An 18,063-nucleotide genomic window follows, 5' to 3' on the forward strand; every position below is an offset into this window, starting at 1 on the left:
AGTGACGCCCCGTCCGTCACCGCCCCTCGGAGCCGACCGTGCTGACCGTCGTCGGTATCGCAGTCGGCATCCTCGTGGTCCTGGCCATCACGGCCCTGACCGGCTATTTCGTGGCCCAGGAATTCGCCTACATGGCGGTGGACCGGTCCCGGCTCAAGGCGCGTGCCGAAGCCGGCGACGCCGCCGCGGCCCGCGCCCTGTCGGTCACCCGCCGCACCTCGTTCATGCTCTCCGGCGCTCAGCTCGGCATCACCGTGACCGGCCTGCTCGTCGGCTATGTCGCCGAACCGCTCATCGGCAGCGGCCTCGGGGAGCTCCTCGGTGGTGTCGGCATCCCGACCGCGGTCGGGGTGGCGGTCGGCACGGTGCTGGCGGTGTTGTTCTCCACCGTGGTGCAGATGGTCTTCGGGGAGCTGTTCCCGAAGAACCTCGCGATCGCGCGGCCCGAGCCGGTCGCTCGATGGCTGGCGCTGTCGACCACGCTCTACCTGAAGCTGTTCGGCTGGTTGATCAGGTTGTTCGACGCCTCGTCGAACCTGCTGCTGCGCGCGCTGCGGATCGAACCCGTGCACGACGTGGAGCACTCGGCCACCGTCCGCGACCTCGAGCACATCGTGGCCGAATCGCGCGACGCCGGCGATCTGCCCACGGAGTTGTCGACCCTGCTCGACCGGATCCTCGACTTCCCGACCCGCACCGCCGAGCACGCCATGATTCCGCGTGCCCGCGTGGACTACGTCCGCGCGGGGGAACCCGTGACGCGGGTGCTGGCGAGGATGAGCGAGGGCCACACCCGGTACCCGGTCGTCGGCTTCTCCGCCGACGACCTGCGCGGGGTGGTACATCTGCACGATCTGCTCGCCCTGGACGCGACGACCGGGACGGCCGGGACGGTGTGCCGGCCCGCGGTGATCGTGCCCACGACGCTGCCGCTGCCCGATGTGCTGGCCCGGTTGACCGAGGGGCAGGAGGAGATGGCGTTGGTGGTCGACGAGTACGGCGGCTTCGCCGGCGTCGTCACCGTCGAGGACATGGCCGAGGAACTCGTCGGGGAGATCGCCGACGAACACGACACCGCCGTCGAGACGCAGGTGATCACCCGCCAGGGTGCGGGCTGGGTCATCCGCGGCGACGTGCACCTCGACGAGGTCGCCCGCACCCTCGACCAGGAGCTGCCCGAGGGCGACTACGAAACCCTCGCCGGCCTGGTCATCGCCGAGTTCGGCGGCCTGCCCGCCGTCGGCGACACCGTCGCGATCCCGCTGGAGCCCGACCCGGCCGATCTGGTGCACGAGAGCGCACCCCCGGCGCGGACGCTGATCGCCGAGGTCCGCGAGATCGACCGGCGCGTGCCGTCCTCGGTGCTGGTGACCGTGCGCACCGACGGCGAGGTGACCGGCGATGAGTAATCCCTGGATCGTGCTCGCCGTGACCGTCGGACTGATCGCGGCGAGCGCCTTCTTCGTCGCGGTCGAGTTCGCGCTCATCGCCGCCCGCCGGCACCGCCTCGAGGACGCCGCCCCGCACAGCCGTGCCGCCCGCGCGGCGCTGCGCAGCGCCTCGGAGCTGTCGGTCCTGCTCGCCGGGTCCCAGCTCGGCATCACCGTGTGCACCCTGGCCCTCGGTGCGGTGACCAAGCCCGCCGTGCACCACTGGCTCACTCCCGTGTTCGAGGACTGGGGCGCTCCGCTCTGGCTGGCCGACGTCGCCGGCTTCGTCCTGGCGCTGATCATCGTGACGTTCCTGCATCTGGTGGTCGGGGAGATGGCCCCGAAGTCCTGGGCGATCGCGCACCCGGAGAAGTCGGCGACCATGCTCGCGCTCCCGATGCGCGCGTTCATGTGGTTGACCCGGCCGGTGATCGTGCAGCTCAACCACCTGGCCAACTGGTGCCTGCGGCGGGTCGGTGTCGTCCCGGTCGACCAGGTCGGCGCCGGACAGGACCCGGATGCGTTGCGGCACCTGGTCGAGCACTCGGCCACCGTCGGCACCCTCGACGAGCGCTACCACGGGCACCTGACCAGCGCGCTCGAACTCGAGGCCCTCACCGTCGGCGACATCGTCCGCCCCAACGCCCGCCCGAGCAGTGTCACCCCTGACGCGGACGCCGCGCAGATCCGGGACACCGCCCGGCGCACCGGGCACCTGCGGTTGCTCGTGCGGGGCAACGGGCACGTCGACGGGGTGGTGCACGTGCGCGACAGCCTGCACGCCGCCGACGGGGTGACCGCCGCCGAGTTGATGCGCCCGGCGCTGACCCTCGAGACGGCGGTGCCGGTGTACGAGGCGCTGCGCACCATGCGCGAGACCCGCAACCACCTGGCCACCGTCACCGACAACGGCCGGGTGGTCGGGTTGATCACCCTCGCCGACGTCCTCGAACGCCTGCTCCCGACGGCCGACGCGGGGGCCTGATCCCCCGGCGTGGGGGTCCCGGTGCGCGGGCCGAGGGCGCAGCGGCGGCAACGCCGGGCATTCCCAGTCCCGGCGCGCGCTGCTAACCTCCGTTGCTAGAACACGTTCTAGCAACGGAGGTTTTCGCATGGCCCCGACTCCCGCCGCGATCCGCGCCACCGTCGAGTCCTACATCCGGTCGGTCGCGAAAGGGACCACCGACGAGGTGCTCGCCCTCTACGCCCCCGGTGCCACGGTCGAGGACCCGATCGGCACGGACGTTCGCACCACCGAGGCGTCCCTGCGTGAGTTCTACTCGATGATCGAGCCGCTCACCCAGACCGGCGAGTTGCTCACCCTGAAGATCGCCGCCGGCAACGCGGCCTTCCTGTTCCGGCTCACCACCCACCTCGGTGAGCAGGATCTCGTCATGGAGGTCATCGACGTCATGACCTTCGACGACGACGCGCGGATCACGAGCATGAAGGCCTACTGGAGCCAGGAGGATATGCAGACCCTCCCCGCCTCCTGAACCCGAACTGTTTCACGTGGAACATCCCCCTCCGGAGGCCGTGCGATCGGTATCCGAACCGCCGCCGCGTTTCTAGACTGGGAGCCGTATCCCGCGTCTTCCCGGTGAGGAGACACGACATGGCCGACGGTCCCGGGTGGCCGCCATGACCGGGTCGGCGCTCGTCGACATCCTGCTGGTCCTGGTGTTCGTCCTGATCGGCGGCGTCTTCGCCGGCACCGAGCTGGCCCTGGTGTCGCTGCGCGAGAGTCAGATTCGTGCACTCGAGGAACGCGGCCGGCGCGGCCGCCGGACGGCCGCGCTGGCGAAGGATCCCAACCGTTTCCTGTCCGCGGTGCAGATCGGCGTCACGGTGGCCGGGTTCTTCTCCGCTGCCTACGGCGCCTCGACCATCGCACCGAACCTCGCCCCGGCCCTCGAGTCGTGGGGGCTGCCCGCCGCGGCGGCGAGCGCCGCCGCCCTCATCGGCACCACACTCGTGATCGCCTACCTCTCCCTGGTGCTCGGCGAACTCGTCCCCAAGCGCATCGCCCTGCAGCGGGCCACCGGGGTGTCGCTGCTGACCGCACCGGCCCTGGACCGGTTCGCCACCCTGATGCGACCGGTGATCCGGCTGCTGTCGGTCTCCACCGACGGACTCGTCCGGCTGCTCGGAGCCGACCCGGCGCGCCGGAGCGAGGAGATCACCCACGAGGAGCTGCGCGAACTGCTGCTCGGCCATTCGGCAGTGCCGGAGGACGAGCGCACGGTGCTCGCGGAGGTGTTCGACGCCGGACAGCGATCGCTGCTCGAGGTGATGCGCCCGCGCACCGAGGTCGACTTCCTGCCCGCCGACACCGCGATCCCGGCGGCGCGCGAACAGGCGCTGGCGGGTACGCACAGCCGGTACCCCGTCGTCGGATCGTCGCTCGACGACGTCGTGGGCTTCGTGCACCTGCGCGACCTGCTGCTCGCCGATCCGGCGAACGCCTCGACCGTCGCCGACGTGTGCCGGCCCATCCTCTCGTTGCCCGGCTCCAAACCGGCACTCGCGACACTGTCGCTGATGCGCCGGAACAACGACCAGATCGCCCTCGTCGTCGACGAGTACGGCGGCACCGCCGGGATCGCGACGCTCGAGGACATCGTCGAGGAGATCGTCGGCGAGATCGGCGACGAGTTCGAACCGACCGAGCAGGCCTCGGTCACGCCCGCTCCGGCGCAGCCCGAAACACAGCAGGTGGACGGTCTGCTGATCGTCGAGGACTTCGAACGCGCCACCGGGATCGGGCTGCCCGAAGGCCCCTACGAGACCGTCGCGGGGTGCATGCTGCACCGCCTCCAGCGCCTTCCACGACTCGGCGACAGCATCACCGTCGACGGCCATCGCCTCACCGTGAGCGAGTTGGACGGCCGTCGGATCGCCCGCCTCCGGCTGACGCCCGAGGGCTGAAGCCGACCGAAACCACCCGAGATGCGGAGGGGTTCCGCCTACCATGGGCGGGTGGCCGCCGGCACCGCTGCGCGCGGATTCGGGATGGTACTCGCGCTGACTGCGCTCGCCGTGGGGGGATGCTCCACGGACGGTCCGTCGCGAACCGAGCCGGTACGCCTGGACCTCGCGACGTCGCGCGGTGAGCATCCGTGGAGCGTCCTGCTCCTGCCCGACCAGGTACCGGTCGCCGTTCCACCGGCACCGCAGGCCGAGCTTCCCGTTCCCGACGACGGCCCGGTGACGGTGTCCGGAGACCGGACCGGGCTCTACGGCGGCAGCCTGGAGCGCGAGCTGTGCGACCGCGAGCGGCTCGCCGGCACGCTCGAGCAGGACCCGGCCAAGCAGGAGGCCTGGCTCGACGTTTTCGACGTCGCCGACGCCCGGGGATACCTGCGCACACTGACGCCGGTGCTGCTGCGTGCGGACACCCGGGTCACCGATCACGAGTATCGCGGCGGGCGTGCGGTGCCCGTGCAGTCCGTCCTCGAGGCCGGAACCGTCGTTCTCGTCGACGACCGGGGCGTCCCCCGCGTGCGGTGTGCACCGGGGAGCCCGCTGCTCTCCCCCGTCCTGTCCTCGGGTCAGGATCTCGAAGGCGAGGGCTGGTCGGGCCTCGACGAGGAACGGCTGTTCGTGGTGCAGCCGGGTGCGGCGCCCGTCGGTGAATTGACCGTCGTCGACGTCACCACCGGCAATCTGCTGGCGGTGCCCATCGGTGCCGGCCCCAAGCAACCGGCACCCGGGGCGATCGACCCGGTACCGCCGCCCGCACCGGAACCGTCTCCCGCGTTGGTGCCGGACGTGGACATTGCGGCGCCCGCGCCGCGGGCCCCGGCGCCACCCCCGGAGCCGCCACCACCGCCGCCACCGCCGCCGCCGCCGCCACCACCACCACCACCACCGCCTCCCCCGCCGCCTGCGCCGGAGCCGCTTCCCCCGGCACCGGCGCCGGCGCCTGCCCCGCCGCCACCACCGCAGATCCGCATCCAGCTGCCGAACGGGGCGCCGGTCGTGATTCCGCTGCCGTTCTGACGACGGCTCAGCGGGGCCGCAGCACGATCTCCGTCGGGTGCGCGTCGGCCGGTGTCTGGACCGCCTGGCGCACTGCGCGCGCCACGGTCGACGCCTTCAGGAAACGTTCCGGTTCGTAGATCCGGCCCTCGCTCGCGACGATCGCACGCTGCATGTCGGTGTCGATCCGGCCAGGATGCACCGATGTCACTCGCAGCGCCGGCTCCTCCTGCCGCAGGACGTCGGAGAACGCGCGCAACGCGAACTTGCTGGCGGCGTACGCACCCCAGCCGGCCTTCGCGTTCAGCCCGGCCCCCGAGTTGAGCAGCACGACATGGCCGTTCGCGGCCCGCAGCGCCGGCAGGAGCAGACGCGTCAGCTCCACCACCGCCACCACGTTCGACTCGAACATCTCCCGCCACTGCGCGATTCCGCCGTCGGCGATCGTCCCGAGCTCGGCGAGGCCCGCGTTGTGTACCAGCACGTCCAACCGGTCGATGCCCGAGCAGGCCGTGGCCACCGCCTCGTGGTCGAGCAGGTCGACCGGCCACGGCACCGCCTCCGGGATCTCCTCGCAGATCGCCCGGAGCGACTCCGCGCGCCGGCCCCCGAGCAGCAGGTCGTGGCTGGGGGCGAGTTCCCGGGCGATGGCGGCGCCGACGCCGCGGCCGCCACCGGTGATCAGGGCTGAAGGTCGCATGCGACGACCCTAGGCGAGGATCCCGGTCGACGTGCCGTCCGTGGCCGACCCCACGCGCGGCGGCCGCGGAAAGTGCATCTCCACAAGCGCTTTCGGCCGCGACAGCAGATACTCGCGCAGCACGTTGCGCACCCGGGTGCGCAGCCGGCAGTCGCACCCGGCCACCACGCCGGCCATGTCGATCCCTGCGCGCCGCCCCAGCGCGACGGCCCGCGGAAGATGGAAGTCCTGGGTGGCGATCAGGGCCGTCGTCACGCCGTAGACCTGTGCGGCGCGATGGCAGGTGTCGTATGTGTCGAGCCCGTAGGGGTCGGTGGCGATCACTTCCCGTCCCACGCCGTGCGCCACCAGATAGCCGGTCATCGCCGCGATCTCGTCCCCGGACCGGCCCCCCGCGTCGCCCGAGACGAGCACGCTGCGGGCGCGGCCGTCCGCGAGCAGAGCGACGGCGACGTCGAGGCGCCCGCGCAGCATCGGCATGGGCCATCCGTTCCGGACCCGGGCACCCGGCACGATCACCACCGGCGCCGTCGGCGCGTCGGCGAGGGTGTACAGCCGCCCCGCCGCGGGCGCCGCGACCCGGGCCGAGACCCCGGCCAGCGCCAGCGTCCCTCCGGCCACCCCGATCGCGGTTCCGGTCACCGTCCGCCGCCACCTCGCATTTGTGCGCATGTGCCCCACGCTACGGACCGCCGTGGCGAGAATGGACGCATGGACCCGGTGGACGCCCTGCGGGAGGTCGCGTTCTGGCTCGAACGCGACCGGGCCGAGAGCTACCGCGTGAAGGCCTACCGCCACGCCGCCGACGTCGTCGCCCGGTTGAGCCCCGAGCAGCGCGCCGCACGGCGCCGTACGGGCAGCTGGACCGCCCTCGCCGGCGTCGGCCCGAAGACCGCCACCGTGATCCGGGAAGCCTTCGACGGGGTGCCCGCGTACCTGCAGCAACTGCGCGCGGAGGCCGAGCCGATCGGCCGCGGCGGTGCGGAACTGCTGGAGGCCCTGCAGGGCGATCTCCACGTGCATTCGGACTGGTCGGACGGTGGCAGCCCGATCGCCGAGATGATGCGGACCGCCGCGGCACTCGGGCGCCGATACTGCGCGCTCACCGACCATTCCCCCCGGCTGAAGGTGGCCAACGGGCTCACGGCCGAGCGGTTGCGCACCCAGTTGGGGGTCGTCGCCGACCTCAACCGCGTCCTCGCGGACAGCGGCCGCCCCTTTCGCATTCTCACCGGGATCGAGGTGGACATCCTCGACGACGGCACCCTCGACCAGGACGAGGGTCTGCTCGCCGAACTCGACGTCGTGGTGGCGAGCGTGCACTCGAATCTGCGGGCCGACCGGGCGGTCATGACGAAGCGGATGCTGAAGGCGGTGCAGAACCCGCACGTCGACGTGCTCGGGCACTGCACGGGCCGGCTGGTGCAGGGTGGGCGCGGCACCCGCCCGGAGTCGCGGTTCGACGCCGAGGCGGTGTTCTCGGCGTGCCGCGACCACAGCACCGCGGTGGAGATCAACGCGCGCCCCGAGCGGCAGGACCCGCCCGAGCGGCTGATCGACCTCGCACTGAATCTCGGTTGCCGCTTCGCGATCGACACCGACGCGCACGCGCCCGGACAGCTGGACTGGATCGGGTACGGCTGCGAACGGGCCGCCGAACGCGGGGTCGAGGCCGGGGACGTGATCAACACGTGGCCGGTCGATGACCTGCTCGCCTGGACCGCCGGCCGGACAGGTTGACGGGTCAGCCGGTGGCCACCTCGTCGGCCGGGACCGTGGCCGGCGGTCGGCACTCGGCGTCGAGGAGGACGCGGGCGTCGGCGGCGAACCGGCGGACCTGTGCGTCGGTCCAGACCTGGGCGGGCACTCCCCCGCCGAGCAGGTCCCTGGCCAGGGCCGGGGACTGCCCGAGCGGTGCGTCGCTGCCGGCGATGACGATGTTGCCGTAGCGGCGGCCCTTGAGCATCGCCGGATCCGCGATGATCGCGGTGTGCTCGAAGATGCTGCCGATGGTGGCCGCCTCCCGCCGGGCGGTGGTCAGATCCCGGGTGTCACCACAGTTGACGACGTAGACGCCGCCCGCATCGAGCACCCGGCGGGCGTGCCGGGTGAACTCGACCGTGGTCAGCGCGACGGGCGTCCGGTTGATCGCGAAGACGTCGCGGATGATCACGTCGCGGGTCGCGTCGGTCAGCGAGGCGAGGACCGCCCGCGCCTCCCCCACCCGGATCCGCAGCAGCGGGGCACGGGGCAGGTCGAACCAGTCCCGGACGAGTTCGGCGAGCCGGCCGTCGATCTCGACCACCACCTGCCGCGCGTTCGGATAGGTGGCGGCGAGGTAGCGGGCCATGGAACAGGCCCCTCCGCCGAGGTGCAGTACGCGCAGCCGCTCGTCCCGGGGCCGCTGTGATTCGAGCAGTTGCGCGATCCACCGCATGTACTCGAATTCGAGCAGCGTGGGATCGGCGAGATCGATGTGGGAGCTGGGCACCCCGTTGACCTCGAGCACCCAGCCGTCCGGCAGGTACCGGTCCTTGACGAGCTCGCAGGTGCCGGTGTCGATGTCGTAGATGCCCTCGGCCGGACCGCGACCGGACCCCGGCGCGGCCCGACGCTCCCGCTGCCTGCCCATGACATCGAGGGTAGCCGGGCCGCGAGGGCCGTCGGGATCCGGTCCCCGGGCGCGCTCGGTCGGCGCGCTCCGAGGGTTCCTGGCCGAGGGAACCGAGCGCGCCTACGCGAAGGACTACCGACTGTTTCTTCGGGTTGCTGTATCGGCGCGAGAAGTACTGGGAAGAGACCGATTACGAGAAGATCTACGACGACGAGTTGTGGCGTCGGCGGTCGGTGGACAACTCGCGCCGCATCGGCGGCAGCACATGGGCGCGGTAGTTGTCTGCGTTCAAGAACGGGATTTGTTGTGCGACAGTGGTTTACAGCTGTATGGAGGCGGCGACCGCTGCCGCCGGACGGGGTGGGAGGACCGCCTCGACCGTCGCGTGAGGACCCGATCCGGTGATCGGCGAAAGGGAACGCCCCCTCCCGCCGCCCACGGCGTGTCCCGCTCTGTGTCATCGGGTTCATGGTGCATCGCCGGTGTCGCGCGTGAGGGCCTACGTGAGCGCACGGAATGTCGGATATGTTGTCCGACAATGCCTCTACGCGGCCGGGCTGCGGCCCGCCGACCGCCCCCGCCCGGCGGGCCTGGTAGCTATCTAGCTGATGTGAAGCTTGCAAGCAAGCACCCCGAGGGGTAATCTGTCTCACAGTCGCGTTGCACTCCAGGCGCGGGGTCAACCGAGAGGCGGTCATCCAATGCAGAAGAAGACGCCGAGCGCTTCGACGCTGGAAGAACCCCAGTTCATGAAGACGGCGGGGCTGCGTGTCCGCTACCGAGTCCGGGGCGACGGGCCGGCCCTGCTGATGATCAACGGTATCGGCCTCCCCCTGGAGTTCTGGCGTCCACTCGAGGCCCGGCTCGGGCGGTTTCGAACCATCACGGTCGACCCGCCGGGCTCGGGGCATTCCTCGGTCCCCCGCGGCCGCTTCGGCGTCCGCGAGCACGCGGGCGTCATAGATGATCTCCTCGAGCACCTCGGGATCGACTCGGCCGGCGTGCTCGGCCTGTCGTTCGGCGGGATGGTGGCGCAGGAGCTGGCGCGCCGGAGTCCCGGACGCGTCGAGAGGCTCGCGCTTGCCTCGACGAACTGCGGCCTGGGCGGCATGCCCAGCCCGCCGAGGGCGCTGACCGCCGTCTTCAACCCGGTGAGCTTCTACTCCCCGGCGTATTTCCGCAAGGTCGCCCCGCTGATCTACGGCGAGGGGATCGTCGACGATCCCGCGCTCCTCGACGAGCACCTCGAGATCCGCCGGGACTGCCGGCCGTCGTTGCGGGGCCATGTCGTCCAGCTCCGCGCGGCCTTCGAGTGGACCAGTCGACCGTGGCTGCGCCACCTGCCGATGCCCGTGCTCGTGATCGCGGGGAGCGACGATCGGCTCGTGCCGACCGTCAACGGCCGAATCATCGCCAAGGCCGTCCCTCACGGCCGCCTGGAGATCATCGACGGGGGCAGCCACCTGTGCGTGCTCCAGGAGACCGCCCGGGCGGCGCAGCTCATCGGGGACTTCCTCGATGAGGACTGAGCCGGCCGTGCCCTGCGATACTGCGCACCTGTTCCACGGGCTTCGAGCGTGTGTTCAGCCCCGAGCGTGTCAGTAAACTCGCGAGTATGAGGAGACCGTCGGCACAGCTCGGGGAAATCATCCGACGGCAGCGAGAATTCAACAAGTTCACCCTGCGGCAGTTCGCCGAGATGGCCGGGATCTCGAATCCGTACCTCTCGCAGATCGAGCGCGGACTGCGCGCCCCCTCGGCAACCGTCATCGATGCCATCGCACGCTCGCTGAACATCAGCGCCGACATTCTCTACGAGCAGGCCGGCTTTCCCGCAGGCGACCGCGACGGCGACGACGCACGTGCACGAATCGAAGCCGCCCTCGAGGCCGACCCGGCCCTCGCGCCTCGACAGCGACGCGCCCTGATGGAGATCTACGACGCCATGGTGATGGCGGGTCCGGTTCCTCGCCCGCGCCGCCGCAGTTAGTCCTCGCCGCGTGATGCTCGGCAGTCGATCCGCACCAAGGATTCGAGGTTCCAGATCACGGCGGGTGGGATGCCGCGCCTGCCGACGATCCTGACGAAGCAGACGAGCTATGTGGCGGTTGCGGCTGGGGGCTGATAGTCGGCGTCGGGTAAGGGGCGTCGGCAGATTTCGTGGGCTTCGTCGGCCGAGACGCCGAACATGCGCAACAGGTCCTCGGTGACCTGGTCGGTGGCCTCCGCGTCGTCACGTTCGGGGTGGTCGTGCAGCAGTTGACCCAGGCATAGCGCGGCGCCTGCTGCGATTGTCATGGCCAGTTCGGGATCGCGCACGCTGAACCGGCCCGACCGGGCAGCTGCCTCGATGTCCCGGCGAGCTCTCGGCGCCAGGCCCTTGTCCGAGCCGATCAGACTCAGACCGTTGCTGAGCAGAACCTTGCTCAGCTCGGGATTCCTGCGATGGAGGCGTCCGGTCAGACGGAAGCTCTGCGCAAAGACCTGGGCGGGGTCGTCCAGATCTGCGGTCAGTTCGTCGAGCACCGCCCCATGGCGGTCGAGGGCCTCCTCCACGGCAGCGTGGAAGAGCTCCTCTTTGGTCTGGAAGTGGTTGTAGAAGGACCCCATCCCGACATCTGCGGCTTGGGTGATCTCGAGAATCGGGGCGGTCGGTTTCCCTGCCGCCATGAACGACTGGGCTGCGCGTACGAGTGCGGCGCGGGTGCGCGCCTTGCGCCGGTCCAGACGGTTCGGTGCATCGGTGTTCTGCTCGGTCATGCCTGCGTGCCCTTCTCTCTGATCCGTCCGACCTGGCCTTACCCTACGGCGCGTCATCAATTGTGACGAATTCCTCAAAAACTCTTGACTGACGATATCTTCGTAAGTGACGATATCGTCATAACTTGAAGGGAGTGGTCCATGAGTGTCCACCATGACCCGCATTCCGGACTGCACAGTGAGCAGGGCGCGCTGGCGGGCGAGCACCGGGGGAAGGCCGCCGAGCCGATCATCAAGGTGTTCGACCTCGCGTGGCTGGAGTTCGAGAAGCCCGACCTCGATCGGGCGGAGGCGTTCGCCCATGCCTTCGGTTTTGCGACGGCGCTCCGAACGGCGCACGAACTACAGTTGCGCGGCACAGACCCCGGTTCGCCCTGCGTGCTCATCCGCCGAGGCCCGCGTTCGCGGTTCGTCGGTCCCGCCTTCCGGGCAGCCGACTCGACCGACGTGCTGCGACTCGCGGACGCGGTCGGAGGTGCGGTCGTGCCCCTCCCCGAGAGCCTCGGCGGGATCGCTGTCGATCTCGTGGATCCAAGCGCTCTCGGAGTCCGCGTGGTGTCCGACACGTTCGAGTTGCCGGCGCTGGCCGCCCAGGCTCCGCTCCACTTCAATTTCGGACACGACCGCGGGCGGGTGAACGCCACCCAGCGGCCACCCCGCGCGCCGGCCACCGTGCAACGGCTCGGTCACGTCGTGCTCCAGACGACGAAGTACCTCGAAACGCTCAACTGGTACCTCGAGCACCTCGGACTGATCGTCAGCGACTTCCTCTACTACCCGGGGCAACGGGCCCGGGGCCCGATCATGAGCTTCATCCGCTGCGACCGGGGTGCCACGCCCACCGACCATCACACTCTCGCGATGGTTCTCGGCCCGGCCAACCGCTATGTGCATTCGGCATATCAGGTCGCCGACCTGGACTCCCTCGCGGCGGGAGGCGAGTACCTGCTCGACCGGGGCTACCGCCGGTCCTGGGGCATCGGCCGGCACATCCAGGGCAGCCAGATCTTCGACTACTGGCGCGACCCCGACGGATTCATGGTCGAGCACTTCAGCGACGGCGATCTCTTCGACAACACGCTCGAGGCGGGCTGGGCACCGATGACCGCGTCCGGACTGGCCCAGTGGGGGCCGCCCGCCACCAAGGACTTCCTCGGACTGAGCCCCGGTCGGGACTCACTCCAGGAACTGCGCGCCATCGCCCTCGCGCTGCGCGCCGACAACGAATTCGACCTCCACCGCCTACGCGGCCTTCTGAAAGTTGCCAGCTCATGACCATCTCTGTCCTCCGCACCGCCGACGCCTGGTGGGTCGTCACACCGACGGGTGCCGCCCGGGTAGACACCGAGGCCACCACCACCGCTCAACTGCTGGCCGACCGACCAGCCGTCGAGGCAGCGGCGTCCAGCGAGGGCACCGTGCCCGTCGAGACCCTCTCGTTGCTCTCCCCGGTCACCGCCCCCTGCCGTGTGGTCGCACAGATGACGAACTTCGCCTCGCACGTCAAGGACGCGGGGATGAACCCCGACACCATTCCGTTGACCTTCTTCCGAAAGGCATCCGGTTCGATCGGCGGTCCCCACGACGACGTGATCCGTCCTGCCCATGTCCGGCTACTGGACTACGAGGTGGAGATCGGGCTCGTCTTCGGGCGTGAACTCCCCGTCGGCACCACGGTCACCGCAGACACCCTCGCCGATCACGTCGCCGGCCTGGTTGTCACCAACGACATCTCCGCGCGCGACGTCCAGCTTCCCAAAACGCAGTTCTACGAGGCCAAGTCGTACCCGACGTTCACCCCGGTCGGCCCCGCGCTCGTACTGCTCGATGCCGACGAACTGAAGCGGTTCACCGACCTGCGCCTGCGGCTCTGGGTCAACGGTGAGCCTCGCCAGAACATGACCGTTGCCGACATGATCTACCAGCCGGCCGAGACTCTGCAGGCGCTGACCCGGTTCCAACGCCTCGATGCCGGAGACCTGCTGCTGACCGGAACACCGGTCGGGACGGCGCTGAGCGCCCCACCGAAGCCGATCGAAATCCTCTCCTCCCTGCTGCCGCCGGCCGTCAAATGGAAGCTCTTCTTTGCGGGCCAGGCCCGGAATTCGAACTATCTGCAGGACGGCGACGTCATCGAAGCCACCGTCGCCACAGACGACGGGACGATCGACTTGGGGCGGCAGCGCACGGTGGTGAGGTACGCGCGATGACCACCGACCTGCTGTGGCCGCGGTACGCAGCGCCCACGGATGTGACGGCGATCGAGGCCGTGCCGCTGCGAGATCGGGGGCTTCCGGAGTCCACCTATGCCTTGCTCACCCGAGCGGCCCGCATGTGGCCGGACCGCCTCGCGCTCACCGTCCTCCCGGACGCCGCACGGTGGCGGGAGCCGTTGCAGCGCAGTTTCTCCGAACTACTCGACGATGTTCACCGCTACGCGAACCTGCTCCATCGTCTGGGCGTGCGGCGCCACGACCCGGTCGCCTTGATGGCGCCCAACTGCGCCGAACTGATCCCCGCGACTCTCGCCGCGCAGCTTGCCGGCATCGCTGCCCCCATCAACGCGGCACAGTCGCAGCAGCACATCGCTGAACTGTTACGCCGCTCAGGTGCCCGGGTACTCGTCGCGGCCGGTCCGGAACTTGCGGCCGACACATGGGAGGTCGCGCACGAGATTGCCGTGAGCGGAGGGGTGGATGCAGTGCTGGCCCTCAGGCCCACCGGTGCCGCCGGCGTCCCTGCGGACCTGCCCGAAGTCGACGGAGTGCGGATCGGCTATTTCGGTGCGCTGTCGGCCGACATCGACTCCTCCGGCTTCGCCGGTGATCCCCCTCGTGGGTTCGACATGGCGGCACTGTTTCACACCGGTGGTACCACCGGTGTTCCGAAGCTGGCCGCCCACACCCACGACAACGAGGTCGCCAATTCCTGGATGCTGGCCGCGAACTCGTTGTGGGACCAGGACTCCGTGGTATTCGCCGCCCTGCCGCTGTTCCATGTCAATGCCTTGATGGTCACGCTGTTGGCACCGCTGTTCAAGGGCCAGGGTGTGGTGTGGGCCGGCCCGCTCGGCTACCGCGACCCGGTACTGCTCAGCGAATTCTGGAAGATCGTCGAGCACTACCGCATCGCGTCGATGAGCGCGGTGCCCACCATATACGCGGCCCTTGCGGAGCGCCCGGTCGACGCCGATATCAGTAGTCTGCGATTCGCCATGGTCGGAGCGTCGCCTCTGCCGACTGCGGTCGTCGAGAAGTTCCGGGAACACACGAGTGTGCCCCTTCTCGAAGGCTACGGCCTGACGGAGGCAACCTGCGCGAGTGCACGCAGCTTCACCGACGCGCCGCGACCCGGCGCGGTGGGCCTACGGATGCCCTATCAGCAGGTCAAAGTGGTACGCGTCCGCGAAGACGGCAGCTGGGAAGACCTGCCCACCGGAACGACCGGCGTGCTGGCCATCAGCGGTCCGACGGTGTTCGCCGGCTACGCTGTCGCCCACGACGAACACGGACACGTGCTCGACGGTATGGGCAAACTGGTCGACGGGTGGCTCGATACCGGCGACCTGGCGCGCGTCGACAGCGACGGTTTCATCTACCTGGTCGGACGCGCGAAGGACATCATCATCCGGGGCGGGCACAACATCGATCCAGCGGTCATCGAAGACGCCCTACTGGCCCATCCGCAGGTCACCGCGGTCAGCGCGGTGGGACGACCCGATGCCCACGCGGGCGAAGTGCCCGTCGCGTACGTCACCGTTGCCGCAGACGCCGGCATCACCGAGGATGAGCTGCAAGCCTGGGCGGGTGAGCGTGTCCCCGAACGGGCCGCGGCACCCAGAACGGTGACCATCCTCCACGCCTTGCCTGTCACGGCGGTAGGCAAGCCCTACAAGCTCGCACTGCGCGCGGACGCGACACGGCGCGAGCTCGAGCAGGCCCTCGCCACCATCGCAGGGGTCGACAGCATCCATGCGTCCGTAGCGGACGGTTCGATTCTTGCCACTGTCGAGATCGACGGATCTGCCGGCGAACCGGCGGTCAAGGCGATCTTGGACCGATATGCGATCAATTGGAAGGTAATGGTGCGCAAATGATTACCGCATCCCTAGTTCTGGCGGTCTCGCTCGCAGTCCTCTACCTCCTGCTCGGCGTGAGCAAGATGGCGGCAACCTCGCCGATGCGGGAACGGGCAGCCCACGTCGGTATTTCCGTCAGCACGTATCGGGGTATCGGTGCGCTCGAGGTCGCCGGTGCAGCCGGTCTCCTGCTCGGCGGACTCGTACCGGCGCTCGGCGCCGCGGCCGGCGTCGGGCTCCTGCTCCTGATGGCAGGGGCCGTCGTTACGCACGTACGCAACGGAGATGGATTGCGTGAGATGACGCCCGCCATCCTCGTCAGCGCGCTGATCCTCGCCTACCTCGCCGTCCTGTTCGGATCGATCCGATGAGCGAGCGGGTTGTCCCGGTCGTCATCGTCGGTGCCGGACCCACCGGACTGACCGTCGCCACGCTGCTTGCTCAGCACGGGGTCGAGTGCCTGGTACTCGAGCGCTGGGAGGGCGTCTATGCGCAGCCGCGGGCGGTCCACCTCGACGGTGAGATTCACCGGATCCTGGCGCACCTCGGGATCGCCGACGAGTTCGCGGCGATCTCCCGGCCGTGCCTCGGTTTGCGGCTCCTCGACCGGAACATGCGAATTCTCACCGAGTTCCACCGAGACCCCGGTCCGGGCGTACACGGCTACCCCGAGGCCAACATGTTCGATCAGCCGCAGTTCGAGGAGATCCTGCGCGCCAATCTGGAACGGTACCCAGGGGCCTCTCTGCGCGGCGACGTCGAAGTAACCGGGCTGGCCCACGACAAGGCCGGCGGCATTCGCGTCGACTTCACCGACCGAAGCACCGGCGTGCACGAATCGGTACGGACCAGATACGTGTTGGGCTGCGACGGCGCCAACAGCATGGTCAGAGAACAGATTCAGGCAACGATGCGGGATCTGAAGTTCGAACAACGCTGGCTGGTTGTCGACGTCGCCACCACCGCAGACCTCGGCGAGTGGGAGGGCGTGCACCAGGTGTGCGACCCCGTGCGCGCGGCAACGTACATGCGGATCGGAAAAACGCGCTACCGCTGGGAGTTCCGTCTGAATCCCGGTGAGAGCGCCGAGGACTATCGCGAAATGGCCCGACTGCATCCCCTCATCTCGCCATGGACAAGGAACACACCGGCCGAAGACCTGGAGTTGGTCCGTCTGGCCGAGTATACCTTTCGAGCCCGAATCGCGGACCGATGGCGCGACCGGCACGTGTTTCTGCTGGGCGACGCCGCCCATCTCACACCGCCCTTCATCGGACAGGGGATGGGGGCCGGGATGCGGGACGCGATGAACCTCGCCTGGAAACTTGCAGGCGTCCTCCGCGGGGATCTGCCTGAGAGCGCTCTGGACACCTACGAGATCGAACGCAAGCCCCACGCACTGGCGCTGATCCGGCGGGCCAAGTTCGTCGGAATGGCCATGACCGAGGGCGGCGAACTCGGTAATCTCATCCGCCGCGTCGCCCTACCGCTGTTGCACCGCGTGCCGGGCCTCAGCGACAAGATCATGGACAACGAGACCCCGGCTCTCCGCCGCTCCAGTCTCATCGAGCGACCCCGACTACGCAGAAGCCGAGCGGGCCGCCTGATCCCGAATCCGGTCCTCGACGAGGGTCGCCGATTCGCCGAGGTCGTCGCCGGCCGGTTCGCGGTGGTCACCTCCGTCTCCCCGACGCCGGAAGAACGCACCGCCATCGAACAACGGGGTGGCACAGTCCTGCTGGCTCGGCCGGACACCGATCTGCACCGCTGGCTACGCCGCGGCCGGGCGCGCGCTGTCATCGTCCGGCCCGACGGCACCGTCCTTCGTAGCGGCAACGACCTGTCCGCCCTCTGCGCCGCCCTGCCCCGCTTCCACACCGACCACTCGCCAACGTTCCTCACACAGTGAGCCACCCCTGACGGGTCTCCACTGCGCACGCGTGCGGATGCTCCGAGCTGCCGGCCGCCGAGTGCTCACGCCACGTCATCCTCGATTCCGACCCGATTCCCCCGCGCTTTGCCGACTCGGACCGGTGGTGTGGTTGTCGCGACAGGGAGTGTCCGATAAGGACACTCCCCATCGGCGACCGACGGACCGCACCCGCGCGGGGGCGTGTGGCGGGTCCGTCGAGACCCCGGCGGATGTGGGTCGGTAGGGCCGTGCGGCGGTTCCGACCCTACGGTGCGGCCTCCGGTATGCGGGCTGTCGGCAGGTGGCTCGTGCCGGCAGTCGCGGAGGTTGAGGCGGCGAACTGTCAGCAGGACGAGGGTGGGGACGCCGATCAGCAACAGGACGGGGGCAAGAGCGTCGAACATCGGGATTCTCCGATCGGAGTGAGAGGTCACGCTCGCACGGGGTGGCGTGGACCGAGGCGAGACGGTTGCGGGTGTGGCAGACGACGGCATCGGCCACCGGCACACGTACCGGCGATGCCGGAACGTCCGGCGGACCGTGCACATCCCGGCCACCAGCAGCGGCAAAGCAACCGCGAGGAGCCAG

18 protein-coding genes are annotated in these 18,063 nt (G+C 69.6%); 14 read left to right on the top strand and 4 right to left on the bottom strand.

Annotated features, from left to right (window positions below; translation table 11 throughout):
- Positions 1-38 precede the first annotated feature (38 nt).
- The 5 genes from A4U64_RS24735 to A4U64_RS24755 all read left to right on the top strand — a co-directional run bounded on the left by A4U64_RS24735 (position 39) and on the right by A4U64_RS24755 (position 5,432).
- Positions 39-1,409: a hemolysin family protein gene (locus A4U64_RS24735; RefSeq protein WP_050036210.1), complete on the top strand. Its 1,371-nt coding sequence runs from the start codon at positions 39-41 to the stop codon at positions 1,407-1,409.
- Positions 1,402-2,415, top strand: coding sequence for a hemolysin family protein (locus A4U64_RS24740; RefSeq protein WP_029546770.1), 1,014 nt, complete (start codon positions 1,402-1,404; stop codon positions 2,413-2,415). The genes A4U64_RS24735 and A4U64_RS24740 overlap by 8 nt, the downstream gene beginning before the upstream one ends.
- A 127-nt stretch (positions 2,416-2,542) precedes the next feature.
- Positions 2,543-2,926 carry a nuclear transport factor 2 family protein gene (locus tag A4U64_RS24745; RefSeq protein ID WP_050036209.1) on the top strand — a complete coding sequence of 128 codons (384 nt, stop codon included), beginning with the start codon at positions 2,543-2,545 and terminating at the stop codon, positions 2,924-2,926.
- 145 nt (positions 2,927-3,071) lie between these two features.
- Complete coding sequence (locus tag A4U64_RS24750; RefSeq protein ID WP_050036488.1) at positions 3,072-4,358, top strand: hemolysin family protein; 1,287 nt, start codon at positions 3,072-3,074, stop codon at positions 4,356-4,358.
- 51 nt (positions 4,359-4,409) lie between these two features.
- Positions 4,410-5,432 (top strand): DUF6777 domain-containing protein, encoded by a 1,023-nt coding sequence (locus A4U64_RS24755; RefSeq protein WP_084648698.1) that lies wholly within the window; start codon positions 4,410-4,412, stop codon positions 5,430-5,432.
- A gap of 7 nt (positions 5,433-5,439) precedes the next feature.
- Here A4U64_RS24755 and A4U64_RS24760 read toward each other — a convergent pair whose 3' ends face one another.
- Positions 5,440-6,111: an SDR family oxidoreductase gene (locus A4U64_RS24760; RefSeq protein ID WP_065923261.1), complete on the bottom strand. Its 672-nt coding sequence runs from the start codon at positions 6,109-6,111 to the stop codon at positions 5,440-5,442.
- 9 nt (positions 6,112-6,120) lie between these two features.
- Complete coding sequence (locus A4U64_RS24765) at positions 6,121-6,783, bottom strand: SanA/YdcF family protein (RefSeq protein WP_170914002.1); 663 nt, start codon at positions 6,781-6,783, stop codon at positions 6,121-6,123.
- 39 nt (positions 6,784-6,822) lie between these two features.
- Between A4U64_RS24765 and A4U64_RS24770 the strand changes: the two genes are divergently transcribed.
- A complete protein-coding gene (locus A4U64_RS24770; protein ID WP_065923262.1) occupies positions 6,823-7,851 on the top strand; it encodes a PHP domain-containing protein in 1,029 nt (342 codons plus the stop codon).
- A 4-nt stretch (positions 7,852-7,855) separates the two neighbouring features.
- Here A4U64_RS24770 and A4U64_RS24775 read toward each other — a convergent pair whose 3' ends face one another.
- Positions 7,856-8,743 (bottom strand): spermidine synthase, encoded by an 888-nt coding sequence (locus A4U64_RS24775; protein ID WP_065923263.1) that lies wholly within the window; start codon positions 8,741-8,743, stop codon positions 7,856-7,858.
- A gap of 134 nt (positions 8,744-8,877) precedes the next feature.
- Here A4U64_RS24775 and A4U64_RS29095 point away from each other — a divergent pair, with 134 nt between their 5' ends.
- The 3 genes from A4U64_RS29095 (at position 8,878) to A4U64_RS24785 (ending at position 10,715) form a co-directional block, all read left to right on the top strand.
- Positions 8,878-9,003 carry a hypothetical protein gene (locus A4U64_RS29095; RefSeq protein WP_257785075.1) on the top strand — a complete coding sequence of 42 codons (126 nt, stop codon included), beginning with the start codon at positions 8,878-8,880 and terminating at the stop codon, positions 9,001-9,003.
- 423 nt (positions 9,004-9,426) lie between these two features.
- The gene (locus A4U64_RS24780) at positions 9,427-10,254 is read left to right on the top strand and encodes an alpha/beta fold hydrolase (RefSeq protein ID WP_029546763.1); all 828 of its coding nucleotides are present in this window, start codon (positions 9,427-9,429) and stop codon (positions 10,252-10,254) included.
- A gap of 86 nt (positions 10,255-10,340) precedes the next feature.
- Complete coding sequence (locus tag A4U64_RS24785; protein WP_029546762.1) at positions 10,341-10,715, top strand: helix-turn-helix domain-containing protein; 375 nt, start codon at positions 10,341-10,343, stop codon at positions 10,713-10,715.
- A 107-nt stretch (positions 10,716-10,822) separates the two neighbouring features.
- On the opposite strand, the gene A4U64_RS24790 is transcribed toward A4U64_RS24785, so the two are convergent.
- Complete coding sequence (locus A4U64_RS24790; RefSeq protein ID WP_029546761.1) at positions 10,823-11,485, bottom strand: TetR/AcrR family transcriptional regulator; 663 nt, start codon at positions 11,483-11,485, stop codon at positions 10,823-10,825.
- 141 nt (positions 11,486-11,626) lie between these two features.
- Here A4U64_RS24790 and A4U64_RS24795 point away from each other — a divergent pair, with 141 nt between their 5' ends.
- Genes A4U64_RS24795 through mhpA form a run of 5 tightly spaced genes read left to right on the top strand, consistent with a single transcriptional unit; the run spans position 11,627 to position 17,472 of the window.
- Complete coding sequence (locus A4U64_RS24795) at positions 11,627-12,760, top strand: VOC family protein (RefSeq protein WP_029546760.1); 1,134 nt, start codon at positions 11,627-11,629, stop codon at positions 12,758-12,760.
- Complete coding sequence (locus tag A4U64_RS24800; RefSeq protein WP_006947532.1) at positions 12,757-13,695, top strand: fumarylacetoacetate hydrolase family protein; 939 nt, start codon at positions 12,757-12,759, stop codon at positions 13,693-13,695. Before A4U64_RS24795 ends, A4U64_RS24800 begins: the two co-directional genes overlap by 4 nt.
- The gene (locus A4U64_RS24805) at positions 13,692-15,581 is read left to right on the top strand and encodes an acyl-CoA synthetase (RefSeq protein WP_065923264.1); all 1,890 of its coding nucleotides are present in this window, start codon (positions 13,692-13,694) and stop codon (positions 15,579-15,581) included. The genes A4U64_RS24800 and A4U64_RS24805 overlap by 4 nt, the downstream gene beginning before the upstream one ends.
- A complete protein-coding gene (locus A4U64_RS24810; RefSeq protein WP_065923265.1) occupies positions 15,578-15,934 on the top strand; it encodes a DoxX family protein in 357 nt (118 codons plus the stop codon). Before A4U64_RS24805 ends, A4U64_RS24810 begins: the two co-directional genes overlap by 4 nt.
- Positions 15,931-17,472 (top strand): bifunctional 3-(3-hydroxy-phenyl)propionate/3-hydroxycinnamic acid hydroxylase MhpA, encoded by a 1,542-nt coding sequence (gene mhpA, locus A4U64_RS24815; RefSeq protein WP_065923266.1) that lies wholly within the window; start codon positions 15,931-15,933, stop codon positions 17,470-17,472. The genes A4U64_RS24810 and mhpA overlap by 4 nt, the downstream gene beginning before the upstream one ends.
- Positions 17,473-18,063 lie beyond the last annotated feature (591 nt).

It is taken from the genome of Rhodococcus sp. WB1 (genome assembly GCF_001700945.1).
In the GTDB taxonomy this organism is placed as follows: domain Bacteria; phylum Actinomycetota; class Actinomycetes; order Mycobacteriales; family Mycobacteriaceae; genus Rhodococcus; species Rhodococcus aetherivorans.